The organism is Alitiscatomonas aceti (genome assembly GCF_025567195.1).
Classification (GTDB): Bacteria; Bacillota; Clostridia; order Lachnospirales; family Lachnospiraceae; genus Alitiscatomonas; species Alitiscatomonas aceti.
Map to the genome: position 1 here is coordinate 99,701 of NZ_JAOQJF010000004.1, position 16,507 is coordinate 116,207.

Below are 16,507 nucleotides of genomic sequence, written 5' to 3' on the forward strand. Positions count from 1 at the left end.
GAACAGCGACACGCTGATTCATAAAAATAGGAAGAGGAGAAAATGGAAATGAAAAAGAAATTAGTAAAGACCCTGGCTCTTGCGCTGGCATTATCTATGATCCCGGTCATGGCCTACGGTGCCAGCAGCAGCCCGAAAAACGACGATGACGACAGCAGTTCCTCAGAGTCTGTTTACGAGGACAAGACAGTAGGGGGAGACGGAACCTCGGGAACGGCCATTACCCAGCCGTCCAGACCGTCGGTGGTCGTATCCCCCAATGGACAGCAGACCTCGGTGGGACAGACCTCCAAGGACTCCTCCGGAGTGACCATGAGCCTGGTGGTCAATAAAACGACGGAAGACGGAAAGCAGGTATCCATGCAGTTCGGCGGCGGAGCGGTTGTAGGAGACCAGGTCGTTACCATTGCCACAGGCGCGGCGGAGACAGCGGGACTTCCAGAAGGCGTTGTCAATGTGATCAACCAGTTAAATAAGGGGACTGGAGCAGAGACCGCGATCCCGGACCAGGACATGACTGGCTATAAAAAGCTGGGAAATACAAGAGCGCTGATCGTCAGCTCCCAGAGCACAGGAAAGACCGACGCGGTGGCAACGGAGGTTACGCTCCAGGTCAGCGGGATAAATAAAGAAACCAGAAAACTGGTGGCCGTATATTACAACAACGCAACCGGCCGCTGGGAACGGGCAGAGGCCAGGTTTAATGTGGCCACAGGTGAGGTTACATTCATCGCTCCCGGTTCCTGTACCGTGCAGCTCTGGTGGATCTAAAACGGATCCGGGCGGCTTCACGGCTGGAACCGCCCGGTTTCTTTTTTCTGGTGTACGAGTAAGATAAAGGGGAACAGTATGAAGTTAGAAAACATAAAGCACGATCTGACCCTGCCGGCAGTGAAGGGTCTGAATGTGGCGGCGTTGACGGCGGCCTTCTTTCTGGGATGGAGCCTGTTTTACGTGGGATTTATGGGATCAACAGCTTTAAAATGGACAGGTTATATCCTTTCGGGTTTATTTTTTTTCATGTACGCCCTGTTTGGAAAGGTCTACGACGCGTTTATGATCTCCACAAACCGGATCTCAGAGCTGGTTTACAGCCAGGCTCTGGCGGCCATTATTTCCGATGGAATGATGTATGTGGTCATATGCCTGCTGATGCGCCGCTGGATGAATCCTCTGGGGATCTTCTGTGTTTTTGCGGTACAGATGGTTTTGGCTGTGATCTGGTGCATAGGAGCTCACCGGTGGTATTTTGCCTCATTCCCGGCCCGGCGTTCGGCAGTCGTTTATGATATAAGAAGAGGGATGGACCAGCTGATCCGGGAATATGGGATGGATAAAAAATTTGATGTGCAGCTGAAAGTCCATGCGGAGGAATGCGTAAAAAATCCGGACATGCTGAAAGGAATGGAGGCCGTATTTTTAAGCGGCGTTCACAGCCATGAGCGGAATATCCTGTTAAAATACTGTATCATCAACAGCATCAGCGTTTATGTGATCCCGCGGATCGGTGACATTCTTATGAGCGGGACGAAACCGGTACATATGTTCCATCTGCCGATCTTACGGGCGGAGCGGTACAATCCGCCGCTGGGGTATCTGATCGCAAAACGGACCTTTGATATTGTGGCTGCCGGACTGGCGCTGATCGTGACGTCTCCGATCTTCCTTTTAACGGCAATCGCCATCAAACGGGAGGATGGAGGTCCGGTATTTTATAAGCAGGAGCGCCTCACAAAGAACGGAAAGAAATTTTATATCCATAAATTCCGCAGTATGCGGGTAGACGCGGAAAAGGACGGCGTTGCCAGACTTTCCAGCGGAGAGAACGACAGCCGGATCACGCCTGTGGGACGGATCATCCGGAAGATCCGGGTGGACGAGCTTCCGCAGCTTCTGGATATCCTGGCTGGAAATCTTTCCGTCGTGGGCCCGAGGCCGGAGCGGGAGGAGATCGCCCTGCAGTACGAAAAGGAGCTGCCGGAGTTCCGCTTAAGGCTCCAGGCAAAGGCCGGACTCACAGGTTACGCCCAGGTATACGGGAAATACAATACAACGCCCTACGATAAGCTTCAGATGGATCTGATGTATATTGCGAATCCCAGCTTCATGGAGGATCTGCGTATCTGCTTTGCTACGGTGAAGATCCTGTTTATGCCGGAGAGCACGGAAGGCGTGGCGGAAGGTGCAACGACGGCCATGGGACAGGAAGCGGCGCTGGGGGAGATGGCGGCGACGAAGGTGGAGAAGGAAAAATAGATTAAAATTGTGATTCGGCTAGATAATGGAGGGGAAAATTGATTATGAGCATAGGGGCGTATAAGCAGTACTCAGTTCTTATGGCTGTTTATTATAAAGAAAATGCGAGCTATTTAAGACAAGCTATAGAGAGCATTCAGAATCAAACATTCCCTACAAATGATTTTGTACTTGTTTGTGACGGTCCGCTAAATTTAGAATTAGATGCTGTTATATCTGAAAAGCAAAAGGAAATGGGGAATACATTTCACGTTATACGCTTAGAAAAAAATTGCGGATTGGGAAATGCGTTGAACGAAGGTATTAGACATTGTAAGAATGAGCTGATTGCGAGAATGGATAGCGATGATATTTCTTATCCGGATCGCTGTGTGCGTCAGATGAAAGTTTTTGAATTGAACCCAGAGATTGATATATGTTCAGGAATTATTGAGGAATTTTCAAAGTCTCCAGATATAATATACGCAAGACGCGTGCTGCCAGAGACAAGTGAAGAAATATCGAAATTTGCGATGAAACGTAATCCATTCAATCATCCATGCGTTATGTATAAGAAAACAGCAGTTGAATCATCCGGTTCCTATCAAGATTTTTACCTTCTGGAAGATTATTATTTGTGGATTAGGATGCTGATGAACGGGAGCCAGGGATACAATCTCCAGGAACCATTGCTCTATATGCGTGCTGGATCCGATATGTATAAGCGGAGAGCTGGGTGGAAGTATGCCAGGACGCAGATTGCATTATTTAGGTATATGGAGAATAGGGGATTCATCAATAAAGGTCAATGCTTTATAAGCTGTGTAGTTCGGAGTGGATCATCGTTGGCACCGAATTGGATACGAGAGTTAATGTTTAAAAAGATATTGAGAAAATAAAGAGGAATATATTCAAATGAAGATTGGAATACTTACCTATTACGGTGTACATAATCATGGTGCTGTTTTGCAGGCTAACGCTTTAAAAATGGTATTAGAGTCCAAAGGCCATGAATGTGGTTTCTTGAAATTTGAACGTAGCTATTCTAATATATCCCAGAAACAAGCAAGTAAATATAAGATAGGGATTAACAGTATTGGTTTTTATTTGAGATATTTGATGGATAAAGGCCCTGGAAATGTTTTATATAATTTAAAAAAGAAAAAAACATTGGCAAGGTTCCGGTCGGATAAATTGCCAATATTTGGAGAGTATCAAGATTTTAATGGGGATCTGGTGGTTATTGGAAGCGATGAGGTATTTAGTCTGGAAATAGGTATAAATCCATTTCTTTATGGAAATGGCCTTAAATCAAAGCATGTATTCAGCTATGCTGGATGTTTTGGTCCAACAACATATCATGAGGTTGTACGTCAGAACAAGACAGATATAATTGCCCGGGGTCTAAAAAAAATGGAGGCGGTGTCGGTACGGGATGAAAATTCTTGGAGGATAGTTAAAAAGACCGCTAATATTGATTCTACACTGGTATGTGATCCTGTTATACTATATGGGTATGAAAAGGAGATGAATCAGTTCATTCCATCTATCAAGGAATATATTCTGATTTATGCATATGATAAAAACATGAATGATCCATCAGAATATGGATATATAAAAAAATACGCAGAAAAACATAGTTTTAAAGTAGTGTCTGTTGGATATTATCACAAATGGTGTAAAAATATCAATGCATCTCCAGAGGAATTATTAGGGTGGATCAAACATGCGTCTATGGTTGTTACGGATACGTTTCACGGAACTGTAATGTCTATTATTTGTAATACTCCGGTTGTGGTTAAATTGCGTGGAAACCAGAATAAACTGGAATTTTTACTATCAGAATATGGGTTATTAAATCGAGCTATTGAAGATTTTTCAGCATTAGAAAAAATAGTGGATGTGCCGGAAGATTTTACATATATAAATCAGGTCATTTCTGAAAGAAGAGTAGCTTCCATGGAATTCATTGAAGATGCTTTGGAAAAATGTCAGTAAAAATTGGAGAGATGGAATGCTAGAAAATAATAAAAAAAGATGTACAGGATGTGGAGCGTGTGTTTGGAAATGCCCAAAACAGTGCATTACATGGAATATAGAAGAACTGGGATTTAGGTATCCGGTCATAGATATGTCAGAGTGTGTTAATTGCGGAGTTTGTGAAAATGTTTGTCCAATAGACAAACCAGTTGTCAAGCAGACAGGACAAAGAGTATACGCCGCAATACATAAGGATAAGGAGATCCTTACAAGAAGTACCAGTGGTGGTGCGTTTTCTGCAATCGCTTCATATTTTTTAAAAAACAATGGAATTGTATATGGAGCAGCGATGCAGGAAGAGATGCAGGTCAGACATATTAGAGTTGTAAAAGAAGAGGAACTTGTAGAATTACGAGGATCTAAGTATGTGCAGAGTGATACAGGGATTACCTATCAGCAAGCAGAAGATGATTTGAAAAGTGGAAAAAAGGTTTTTTATTCAGGAACGCCGTGCCAGATTGACGGTTTAAAGAAATTCCTAGGGAAAGAATATGAAAATCTGTTTACTGCAGATCTTATTTGTCATGGTGTTGGCTCTCAGAAGTATTTTGATAAGTATATGGAATTTGCAAGGGAACGTTATGGAGAGATTAAGGAACTACATTTTCGTTCAAAGAAAACATCTGGATGGAGATATGACGGAAAAATAATATATTTGAATTCATTTGGAAAGAAAGTAGAGAAATCATATAGGGATTATAATAATTATTACTATTCATACTTTCTTTTGGGAGATATATTTAGAAGTTCCTGTTATACATGTAAGTACGCGAATACAGACAGACCAGGAGATTTTACTTTGGGAGATTACTGGGGAGTAGAGGCTTTAAAATTACCATTGGATACAGAAAATGGATGCTCATTGTTGATTATAAATAACTCTCATGCAATGGAACTATTAAACGGAATCAAGGATTTAGAATTGATAAACACCACGGTGGAACAGGCGGTACGATGCAATAGACAACTTTCTGCACCTTCCATCCTTACGCTTGACAGAGAAAAAAGAATTGATGAGTATGAAAATCTTACCGGAATCCAGATTCAGAGAAATTATCTGAGGAGTCATAGAAAGATGATATTATATGGAATCATTAAATTAATAATTCCATATAAGGTCAAATTAATTATCCGATCAATGAGAACGTGAGGAGACAAAGTAAAAGTGAGAAATACATTTGTAGATATTATGTGAGGTGTAGCAATGCTACAGGAGCAATATGCCAATCTGATTCAGAAGTATTTAAAGGTATTTGCTTACTTTAGGGAATTGTGCTTTATTTGCATGTTTTTGTGCTGTAGTAATTGAATTGCTGAATCATAATTTAATTCATAAGAAAGCCTTAAGTATAAGTTGAAAGACAAAGGAGAAATCATATGCATCCAAGAGTGATGATTGTAGGAACCGTACCATATAATACAAAATCGACGTCACGCGCTTTTGATGCGTATTTCCATTACTGGGAGAAAGAAAATCTTGCACAGATTTTCTCTAACACGAAGAAGCCGTGTAAAGGTCACTGTAAAACGCTTTTTCAGATAACAGATTATCGAGTTTTGCAATGCTGGCTTAGAAAAAAAATAGATACTGGGGTAATTTTCCACTATGATGACCTTGATACTGAGTGGAAGGATAGTGACCTAGAACTTGGTGATTCGAAGGTAGAGGCTGCTTATAAATTGGGTAGAAAGCACACGCCTCTTACCCATTTACTCAGAGGGGTTCTTTGGAAAAAGCATTTCTGGTGTACAGAAAGGTTGAATAAGTGGCTGGATGCGTTCAAACCTGAATGTGTCTTTCTGGCGTTTTCGGATGATTATTTTATTCCACAAATCGCCATGTATGTTGCAAAGCGATATAATGTACCGATTGTTTCATGTATTGGAGATGATTATTATTTCAATGTCGAGAAAACGTTGAGTCCAGTATATCATCTATACAAATCAACTTATAAAAAATTAATTGATAAGATTCTAACATGGCCGGGAAGTGCGATTTATATCAGCGACAAAATTCGCGACAAATATAATTCGGAATTTGAACTTGGCGGTGAAACGGTGTATTTGACATCAACAGTTAGAAGAAAGCAATTCAGCGCGATAAATTGTGAATGTCCTGTCATTACTTACTTCGGAAATATCAGAATGGGAAGAAATAATTCTTTAAATGATATTGGATATGCGTTAGGTAAGATTAATCCGCAGTATATGTTGGAAGTCTATTCCAATGAGAAAGATGAGCAGATTTACCAGGTATTCAAGGATAATCCAAATGTGAAGTATATGGGCTCTGTCCCTTATACACAGGTTCAGAAGCGTATGAGTCAAAGCGATATAACAGTCATCGTTGAGGGGTTTGAGGAAAAGGATATTAACCTTTCACGTTATTCACTTTCTACTAAAGCCGCAGATGCACTAGCTAGTGGATCAAGTATACTGACTTATGGTTCCATGGAAAGCGGTATTATAGAATATATGCAGACAACAGGTGCATCCATGGTATGTACGGAAAGAAATAGGCTTATAGAATGTATCAAGATATTGATGGCAGATCAGAAATTACAAAAGCAGTATTATGAACAGGCAATTGTAATGACGAAAAAAAATCATAATTTGGAAGCAAGCTGTACGATATCGGAACAGGTTATCTTAGGAGCAATTAATAAAATGAAATGCAAAAATGATATGAGGAAAAAATGATATGAAAAAAAATATGACGATGTTGATTCTGTCATGTGATAAATTTTCGGATTTATGGGATGGTCATATAAAATTATTGGAGAAGAACTGGCCAGATCGGGATATGGATACAATTATTGTGACAGATGCCCCCAGCCATAGAGATTATCCGGGCATCCAGATTCTTTCGGCTGGAACAGAATGCGAATGGTCAGATCGATTAGCTTTTGCTTTACAACAAGTAAAAACCGATTATGTGTTTATCACATTGGATGATTATTATCTAATTAAAAAGGTCTCCGATAAAGGTATTTTGGAATTGGTTACTATGATGGAGAGGGAAAGAATTGATTATATCAGACTTTTTTCTCGTCCTAAAAGAGCAACGGGTAAAGAGTTATACAACTATAAGGGAGTGTTTCAGATCGATACATCGGTCGATTATAGCGTTAATTTATACTCGGGAATTTGGACAAAGAAATTTCTTGAAAGTACTGTACGTGTTCCTAAAAATGCATGGAAGTTTGAGGTAATACTTCACAAGCGTGCTATGGAGTACGGAGCAAAATGTGTTGTTAGCAATAGAGCAGATTTTCAGATTTTAGATGTGGTTCGTAAAGGAAAATTACTCCATAAGTCTGCTGCATATTTCAAAAGACATCCGGACATTTATGATGGGGAACGCGAAGTAAATTCGTGGAGTTATGAAATCAGACTGGGGATTCAGACTATGGCTTCAAGACATTTACCAGGGATGTTGAAGACAAAGGTTAAAGCGTTTATGACAAAGAGAGGAAGGCGCTTTTATAGCGATGAAGTAGAATAGCTGGTTAAGGGCATGAGAATTATAACGAGGATTCAGAAAAATGTATATATATTTATTGTTGGTTTCAGTCGTTCTTTTAGTGCCATTTGTATGCGCCATAATAGAAGACAGGGAAAAAAGAAATACAGCGATTTTATTTTTTTCACTTGCCTTTGTTTTTTTAGTCATGGCTCTAAAAGCCCCTACTGTGGGAAGGGATATACCCGGGTACAAAAGAATATATGAAATAATGCAGTTTCAGCCATGGGATGATTTCAATATTTCATGGATGGAGTGGGGGTATGAACTATTGATGATGGTTTTTACTCATATTTTTCATGCACCATTCCAGGTATTTATGATATGCATATATGGTTATGTGTTTTTTTCATATTATGTATTTTTTAAGAGATATTCTATGGATTATACTACCTCAGTCATTCTGTATATTTGTTTTACCTTTTTCACGTTTGATGCTTCAGCGGTTAGAACAATGATGGGCGTTGCAACTTGCCTGTTTGCGGTCCCAATGGCAGAAAGAAAAGGAAAGGGAAATACAGTATATTTTATTATAATTACATTAATAGCCGCTCAGATTCACAAGTCAGCCTATATATTCTTTGTCGTATATTTTGTTATTAAAATGAGATTTAATATTTATACATCTATATTGTATGTGGGAATACCTATTGGGGTCATGTTTTTTAAAAGCAATATATATATGTATATTAATATGTTTTTTAAAACTGTCCAGGAGTCAAGCACTTCAATTGGAGGAAACCTACTCATCTACATAGTTAATATGTTTATTACATTAGTAATCTGGATTATTTATCAAAAAGAAGAACGAGATTTATATCAATATAAAGCTCGAGCAGGTGCGCATAATGAGCTTAAAAATACCATATACAGAGATACAGATACCTACTTTAATAATAGTGGATTAGCAACGCGATTAATATACATGGGAATTGTACTCCAGTTGTTTTCTTCAGGTACAGTTCTTTCTCGAATGGCACAGTATGTACAGTTTTTTATTTTGATATTGTTACCCAACAATCTAAAAAGGTTAGATGTGAAATTTAGAACTATATTAAAAATAATAATCTACATAGGTGCGATTCTGTATTTCTATAGATACTCTTTGGCGGTTAATGCACTTGATATTGTACCATATAAATTTTTTTGGAGCGCATACTAAATGATAATAAAAGTAAAAGATAAATTGTTTTCAAACAGACTATCCAAGAATGTATACTGGATTTTTTTGGGGAATATACTACATGCAATTTTAGCATTTCTGTTAAATATTTTTGTTGCAAGAATGCTTACACTTAATGATAACGGATTACTCACATATGCCAGTTCCTGGGTTGCTTTTTTTTCATCTGTGGGGACGCTTGGATTCAATGGGATAATAAGTAGAGAATTTTCAAAAAATGAGAGCAAGTTTAATGAATATATCTGGTCTTGTACATGGCTTCGGGTCCTTTTTGCATTAGGTGCAATTGTTACTTTACAAGCTATTGTTAGGATATCAGCACCGGAAGAACAAGTGCTTCACTTGATTGTTCTGTGCCAATCTTTAACAATATTGTTTGGTTCAATGGATCTATTTGTGTACTGGTATAGATATAAAAATAAGGCTGCAATAACAGCTCAGTATCGAATTTGTTCATTTTTGCTTGCGGCTGTTTGGCGTATTTTAGCTATTGGAGTATTCCATAACCTTATTTTTTATGCGATTGGTGTTTCAATAGAAACTTTATTATTTGTTTTTTTTCTCTATAGATTTTATAGACAAAATTATACGAGAAAAATTCAAATAAAAAGCAAAACAATGATACGTATGATAAAAATGTCATATCCATTTGTTTTTTCTGCGATTTTATCCACTATTTATGGGCAGGCAGATAAAATTATGTTAAAAAATATGATGGATAATAATGCTGTCGCACTGTATAATGCATCAACTACGCTGGCTGGATTAGTGGTTATAGTACCAACTACGCTGATTGAGGGCTTCAGACCAGATATTATGGATGCAAAATGTCATAACGAATTGTTATATCAGAGGAGACTTCGTCAATTATACGCGCTTGTATTCTGGACATGTATGGTATATGGAGTGTTTATTACTGTTTTTGCAAAACAGATAATCTTATTACTGTATGGAAAAAAATATTTAGGATCGGCTGATTCACTGGCTTTAATTGTATGGTATACGTCTTTTTCATATTTTGGTGCGATTAATAATGTTTATATGGTAGCAGAAAATAAACAAAAATGGGTTCAGTTTATAACCTTGGGTGGAGCATTGGCTAATGTTGCTTTGAATTATTTTTTGATCCCTGTTCTCGGAATTGTTGGTGCTGCATTATCATCTCTTCTTACGCAGATTTTTGCAAATTTTGTAATGATGATGATTATACGGGATTTAAGGCAAGGATTCAGAATAATGATACAAGGAATAATACTTAAAGAGGTGAGGGAATAATATGGGAAAAATGAGAGTGTTATGGGTTACAGCATCTCCGCTGGGTCCTGCGGCCAGAATCTTGAATATGCAGAATGCAGGTACAAGTGGAGGATGGATTCAAACGATATATGAAGAAATTAGCCGAGATGAAATAGAATTATCTTTCCTTTGCTTTTCAAAAAAAGTTAAAGAGGGCAGAGTTATACATAATACATCCGATGAAGGCGAAAATGCATACTGTTTGAATATGCCAGAAATGTCTTTTGGAATCAAACCTTCCCCAAAAATGTTACATCAGATATCTGATACAATTCAAGAAATTAAACCAGACATAATCCAGATATGGGGTACAGAAACTGTAGCACAAAATGCGGTCGCCTCATGTGCCACAAATATAAAAAAAGTGGTATTCATTCAAGGTTTAATAGGGATACATGCTAGATATTACGGGGGTAGATTAGATGATTTGGGATTAAGAATGCCTCATACACCTAAGGAGTTTTTAGTACATGAAATCAAGAAAAGAAAATTTGTCAGCCAGGTTGAGTTTGAAAAAAAAGAGATACGGGAAGCGGGGAATGTTATCTTAGATAATGATTTCTCTGCTGCATATTCCAAATCAATTGATGAAGGAGTTGGGGTATTTGAATATAGGCTAAATCCGAATCGAGTTTTTGTGGAATATGAATGGTCATTGGAAAATTGTAAAAAGCATAGAATATTCACAGTTTTTGGAGGTGGACCGGATAAAGGACTACATCAGTTATTAAAGGCAGTAGGAATACTTAAAAGGATTTATCCGGATATCGAAGTGTTTATACCGGGAATATTCAATGCAGATGAAAAAGGAAGGCTTAAGGAAGATAAATTTTTATCATCATATGAGCGCTTATTAAGGAGTTTGATTTCAGATCTAGAACTTTTCGATAATATATATTTTTGTGGAAGAATGAATCCAGATGGTATGGCAAAGCAAATTTCCAATAGCCATTGCTTTGTTAACCCGTCAATTATGGAGGTACATGCGGGAAGTTTAAGAGAAGCTATGTTGGTAGGAATTCCTTCTATATCAACATTTTGTGGTAGTGTTGGTGAATTCATGCAAGAAGGAGTCACAGGATATTTGTATAGATATGAGGAGCATGAGGTTTTGGCCTACAAACTTCGAAAGATTTTTGACGACGACGATATAGCACAAAAAATTGGACAGGCAGCCAGAAACAAAATGTTATCTTTTAGAAGAGAAAATCGAGATAGTGAACTTTTTAGTATTTATAAGAAAATTTTAGGAGAAGAAAAATAAGGGGGAGTTTAAAATGTTTCAGGGAAAAACATTGTTAATTACAGGGGGTACTGGTTCTTTTGGAAATGCTGTTTTACAGAAGTTCATTAATACAGATATTAAAGAAATCAGAGTGTTATCCAGAGATGAAAAAAAACAGGATGATATGAGACATAAATTTCAAGCAAGTATGCCTAATTCGGCGGGTAAAGTTAAATTTTTTATAGGTGATGTCCGCGATATTACTTCTGTAAAATACGCTATGCATGGTGTGGATTATATTTTCCATGCGGCTGCTTTAAAACAGGTTCCATCATGTGAGTTTTTTCCGGTAGAAGCAGTTAAAACAAATGTATTAGGTACAGATAATGTGCTATCTGCTGCGATAGAAGAGGAAGTAAAGGCTATTATTTGCTTATCTACAGATAAGGCGGCATATCCAGTGAATGCAATGGGAATTTCCAAGGCCCTTGAGGAAAGAGTCGCTGTTGCCAAGGCTAGAAATGTAGACTCATCTAAAACAAAAATATGCTGCACAAGATATGGAAATGTTATGTGTTCAAGGGGATCTGTTATCCCGCTGTGGATTGATCAGATTAAATCTGGTGGTCCAATAACAATTACAGATCCCAACATGACCCGGTTTATTATGTCACTGGAAGAGGCAGTGGATTTAGTAATATTTGCATATGAGTATGGAGTAAATGGAGATATTCTCGTGCAGAAAGCTCCTGCGTGTACAATCGAAGTACTTGCAAAGGCAGTAGTAGAATTATTTAATCCTAAAACAGAAATCCAGGTGATTGGTGTTCGCCATGGTGAAAAAATGTATGAAACTCTTTTGACTAATGAAGAATGCGCAAATGCAGTAGATCTAGGGGATTTTTATCGGGTTCCTTGCGATAACAGAGATTTAAATTATGATAAGTATTTTAGAATTGGAGATGTGACAAGGAATCCGCTTTCAGAATTTAACAGCAATAATACAGAGCTTTTATCGGTGGAACAGGTAAAAGAGAAATTGCTGAAATTACAATATATTCAAGAAGAATTAAATGGAATTCATCATATCTAAAAGTGAGAATACATGACATATGGGGAGACTCTTTATAGTTACAGTATTGATGATTGGATTGGTAAATTTCGTTCCAGAAGCAAAGCAAAGGATACAAACGTATACATACAAAAAAATTTTAAGTTATATATTGGTAATATATGCCTGCGGCTATCTGTATTTTACATTCTTATCTAGGGAAGCAAACTACCGGGGCGGAAAGAACCTGGTTCTGCTCCGGGCATTCCGTCAGACTTTTTTTGTGGATTTTGATCTGGTGAAAACCTTCCGTGAGCTTTTGACAGGCAGGTTGTCAAGAATTATAATGAAGATGGAAGCCCTGGAAGGGGTCTGGCTGAATGGACTGCTGTTTTTTCCATTGGGCTATCTGGTGCCAGAAATGGGAGCGCAGAGGGGACTAAATGCCAGGATCCTTCCAGTCCTTTTTCTGGGGATTTTCGTTTCAGCGTGGACGGAATGCCTTCAGTTTGCCACAGGGCTTGGATATTTTGACGTGGACGATCTGATTTATAATACAGCCGGGTGCATGGCCGGGATATGGACATGGAGGCGGCAGAGAAAAAAAGGGGTTTTATAGGATGAATATTTTAGTAACAGGTGCTGCTGGCTTTGTTGGAAAGAATCTGGTGGCTGCGCTTAAGAACCTTAAGGCCGGAACAGACCGGACGAGGCCGGAGTTGACGATCAGAGAGATTTATGAATATGATGTGGATACAGATCCGGCGTTGCTGGACGGATATTGTGCGGGGGCGGATTTTGTGTTCAATCTGGCCGGGGTGAACCGCCCGAAGGACAATTCGGAGTTCATGGCCGGGAATTTTGGATTTGCAGATACGCTTCTGGGACTTTTAAGGAAGCATGGAAATACATGTCCAGTGATGCTGGCGTCTTCGATCCAGGCAACTCTCCTGGGAAGGTATGCCGGTTCCGATTATGGAAGGTCTAAGCTGGCAGGAGAGGAGCTGTTCTTCCAGTATGGGCAGGAGACGGGAGCCAGGGTCCTGGTGTACCGGTTTCCCAACCTCTTTGGGAAATGGTGCCGTCCCAATTATAACTCGGCTGTAGCCACATTCTGCAATAACATCGCCAATGACCTTCCGATCCAGGTGAATGATCCGGCAGTGGAGCTGGAGCTGCTCTATATAGATGATCTGGTGGCAGAGCTTTTAGATGGTTTGGAAGGAAGAGAGCATCACTGTATATTTTCCGGTACAGAGGCCATTGCCCAGGCAGACGGGCGCTTCTGCTATGTTCCTGTGACCCATAAGGCGTCTCTGGGAGAGATCGTAGAACTTCTGGAGAATTTCAAAAAGCAGCCGGAAACCTTAGTCATGCCCAAAATTCCGGAAGGTTCCTTTGCAAAGAAGCTGTATTCCACATATCTTTCTTATCTTCCTGAGAGAAAGGTACGGTTTGCCTTAAAGATGAATTGCGATGACCGGGGCAGCTTTACAGAACTTTTGAAAACAGCAGACTGCGGCCAGGTGTCGGTAAACATCAGTAAACCGGGAATTACAAAAGGCCAGCACTGGCATCACAGTAAATGGGAGTTTTTTATGGTGGTCGCCGGTCATGGACTGATCCAAGAACGGAAGGTGGGGCTGGATGAGAATGGAAATCCGTATCCAGTGATGAACTTTGAGGTTTCTGGTGATAAAATTGAAGCGGTTCATATGCTGCCTGGGTATACCCATAATATCATTAATTTGTCTGAAACAGAGAATCTTGTGACGGTCATGTGGGCCAACGAGGCCTTTGATCCAGGACATCCAGATACATTTTTTGAACCAGTATAGCGGGTATGGGTCTGTCAGATGGGGACAGGAATCAGCCCGTCTGTACAGCAGATCAGACTTGAATTTATGTGGAAAGAGGAAGAGAATATGGGAATCAGGACAGATTATTCCAATATACATTTTAAAGAAAATGGGAAATTAAAGCTTCTCATCATTGTTGGGACGAGGCCGGAAATCATCCGTCTGGCAGCGGTGATCAATAAATGCCGCAGATATTTTGATGTGGTGCTGGCCCATACGGGACAAAATTATGATTATAACTTAAATGGGATTTTTTTTGAAAACTTAAAAATCGGGAACCCGGAAGTTTATATGGACGCAGTGGGGGACGATCTGGGAGCCACAGTCGGAAATATTATCAACTGCTCTTATAAGCTGATGACGCAGATCCGACCCGATGCGCTTTTGATCCTGGGAGATACCAACTCCTGCCTGTCAGCCATCGCGGCAAAACGCCTGCATATCCCGATCTTTCACATGGAAGCAGGAAACCGGTGTAAGGATGAATGTCTGCCGGAGGAGACCAACCGCCGGATCGTGGATATTATTTCGGATGTGAACCTGGCGTACAGTGAACATGCCAGAAAATATCTTCATGAGTGCGGGCTGCCCAAGGAGCGTATTTATGTGACGGGTTCTCCTATGGCGGAAGTCCTGCATCAGAATCTTCCGGAAATCGAAAAATCAGATATTCTGGAAAGACTGGGACTGAAGCCGCAGGGGTATATCCTGCTGTCAGCCCATCGGGAGGAGAACATTGATACAGAAAAGAATTTTCTGTCACTGTTTTCTGCGATCAACCGTATGGCGGAAAAATATGATATGCCGGTGCTTTATTCCTGCCATCCCAGATCCAGAAAACGTCTGGAGGCCTCGAGATTTCATCTGGATGAACGGGTGATCCGCCATGATCCGCTGGGATTCCACGATTATAATCATCTGCAGATGAATGCGTTTGCGGTAGTTTCTGACTCAGGAACCCTTCCGGAAGAGAGCAGCTTCTTTACCGCTGCTGGCCATCCGTTTCCAGCGGTCTGCATCCGGACCAGTACGGAGCGGCCGGAGGCTCTGGACAAGGCGTGTTTTGTGCTGGCGGGCATTGATGAGAAATCCCTGCTCCAGGCTGTGGATACGGCGGTGGCCATGAACCAGGAAGGGGATTTTGGCATTCCGGTGCCAGATTATGTGGAAGAAAATGTAAGCACCAAGGTAGTTAAGATCATTCAGAGCTATACAGGGGTTGTGAATAAAATGGTGTGGAGGAAAGAACTGTAGCTGCTGTTGCGGGAAGAAGATCTGAGGATTAGAAGGAGCCGCTGTATCACAGATAAAATATCTGTATTACAGCGGCTCCCAGCGGAAAGATACCGGGTAAGGATCGTCCAAAAGGCGTTTAAGCCCTAAAGGACGCTGCCGGATAATTCTTTCTGAAGCTCCTGTATCAGCGTTTCCACTACCTCCGGCTCCAGTTCCAGCTCATCTGCGATAACGGCTGGGGATTTTCCCTTTTGGAGCTTTTTATGAACTTGATTTCTGAGGATATTCTGCTGTCCCTGCCGGAATTCATCCTGCCGTATGAGGCGGATCTCCCGTTCTTCATCATATTCAAAGATACTCACTGCGATCACCTCCGCTTTATGCTTTGAGAGAAAGTCTGAAAGGATCCCATCCCGGATGCATTTATTGACGGCCCGGTCCACTGCTTCGTTCAGCTCCAGGAATGCGGCATACTTCCGTACCTGTTCCACGAAGAGCATATATTCCTTCAGGCTCTGACATGCCTCCAGGAGCTCACGGTTAGCCTCCGGGGCGATCTTTAAAACCCGGACCTTAAGCTCCAGCTCGGGCTCGGCTTCGGGGATCTGGTATGCGTCCGAAAGCCTCAGGATACAGGATTCCTTAGTCATCCCGGAGCCGTTGTAGAACACGACAAATCGGGGAGTGGGGAGCCGGATGAGGCTGGAAGAGTAAAGAGTCTGGTCTTTCGTAAGGACCTGATATTCCTTTGCCACATAAATGAGATCCCGGAGGGGCATATTGGGATTCCAGGTGGACTGGTGCTCGTAGAGATTCAGCCGGAAGTCCATAAGAAAGGCCGCATCATTTTTCATGTTCA

General features: G+C 40.6%; 15 protein-coding genes. 14 read left to right on the forward strand and 1 reads right to left on the reverse strand.

Annotation, left to right across the window (positions count from 1 at the left end; translation table 11 throughout):
* The first annotated feature begins 48 nt into the window (after positions 1–48).
* The 14 genes from OCV69_RS03155 to wecB all read left to right on the forward strand — a co-directional run bounded on the left by OCV69_RS03155 (position 49) and on the right by wecB (position 15,666).
* A complete protein-coding gene (locus tag OCV69_RS03155; protein ID WP_158357485.1) occupies positions 49–771 on the forward strand; it encodes a hypothetical protein in 723 nt (240 codons plus the stop codon).
* Between the two features lie 78 nt (positions 772–849).
* The gene (locus OCV69_RS03160) at positions 850–2,256 is read left to right on the forward strand and encodes a sugar transferase (RefSeq protein WP_158357483.1); all 1,407 of its coding nucleotides are present in this window, start codon (positions 850–852) and stop codon (positions 2,254–2,256) included.
* 44 nt (positions 2,257–2,300) lie between these two features.
* Positions 2,301–3,134: a glycosyltransferase gene (locus tag OCV69_RS03165; protein WP_158357481.1), complete on the forward strand. Its 834-nt coding sequence runs from the start codon at positions 2,301–2,303 to the stop codon at positions 3,132–3,134.
* Positions 3,135–3,150: 16 nt separating this feature from the next.
* Positions 3,151–4,233, forward strand: a complete 1,083-nt coding sequence (locus tag OCV69_RS03170) for a polysaccharide pyruvyl transferase family protein (protein ID WP_158357479.1) — start codon at positions 3,151–3,153, stop codon at positions 4,231–4,233.
* 16 nt (positions 4,234–4,249) lie between these two features.
* Entirely contained in the window at positions 4,250–5,425 is a 1,176-nt protein-coding gene (locus OCV69_RS03175; RefSeq protein WP_215655297.1) for a Coenzyme F420 hydrogenase/dehydrogenase, beta subunit C-terminal domain, read from the forward strand.
* A 227-nt stretch (positions 5,426–5,652) separates the two neighbouring features.
* Positions 5,653–6,975, forward strand: coding sequence for a glycosyltransferase family protein (locus tag OCV69_RS03180; protein ID WP_158357475.1), 1,323 nt, complete (start codon positions 5,653–5,655; stop codon positions 6,973–6,975).
* Position 6,976: 1 nt separating this feature from the next.
* Entirely contained in the window at positions 6,977–7,780 is an 804-nt protein-coding gene (locus tag OCV69_RS03185) for a hypothetical protein (protein WP_158357473.1), read from the forward strand.
* Positions 7,781–7,820: 40 nt separating this feature from the next.
* Positions 7,821–8,960, forward strand: coding sequence for an EpsG family protein (locus tag OCV69_RS03190; RefSeq protein WP_158357471.1), 1,140 nt, complete (start codon positions 7,821–7,823; stop codon positions 8,958–8,960).
* Entirely contained in the window at positions 8,961–10,256 is a 1,296-nt protein-coding gene (locus tag OCV69_RS03195) for a flippase (protein WP_158357469.1), read from the forward strand.
* Position 10,257: 1 nt separating this feature from the next.
* Positions 10,258–11,541: a glycosyltransferase family 4 protein gene (locus OCV69_RS03200; protein WP_158357467.1), complete on the forward strand. Its 1,284-nt coding sequence runs from the start codon at positions 10,258–10,260 to the stop codon at positions 11,539–11,541.
* 13 nt (positions 11,542–11,554) lie between these two features.
* The gene (locus OCV69_RS03205) at positions 11,555–12,595 is read left to right on the forward strand and encodes a polysaccharide biosynthesis protein (RefSeq protein WP_158357465.1); all 1,041 of its coding nucleotides are present in this window, start codon (positions 11,555–11,557) and stop codon (positions 12,593–12,595) included.
* A 49-nt stretch (positions 12,596–12,644) separates the two neighbouring features.
* Positions 12,645–13,172, forward strand: coding sequence for a VanZ family protein (locus OCV69_RS17090; protein WP_416782430.1), 528 nt, complete (start codon positions 12,645–12,647; stop codon positions 13,170–13,172).
* A 1-nt stretch (position 13,173) separates the two neighbouring features.
* On the forward strand, positions 13,174–14,391 hold the full coding sequence (locus OCV69_RS03210; RefSeq protein WP_158357461.1) for a capsular polysaccharide biosynthesis protein CapF: 1,218 nt from the start codon (positions 13,174–13,176) through the stop codon (positions 14,389–14,391).
* 87 nt (positions 14,392–14,478) lie between these two features.
* On the forward strand, positions 14,479–15,666 hold the full coding sequence (gene wecB / locus OCV69_RS03215; RefSeq protein ID WP_158357459.1) for a non-hydrolyzing UDP-N-acetylglucosamine 2-epimerase: 1,188 nt from the start codon (positions 14,479–14,481) through the stop codon (positions 15,664–15,666).
* Positions 15,667–15,791: 125 nt separating this feature from the next.
* On the opposite strand, the gene OCV69_RS03220 is transcribed toward wecB, so the two are convergent.
* Positions 15,792–16,507 (reverse strand): transposase (locus tag OCV69_RS03220; protein WP_262562969.1); only part of this gene is annotated, 716 nt, incomplete at its 5' end.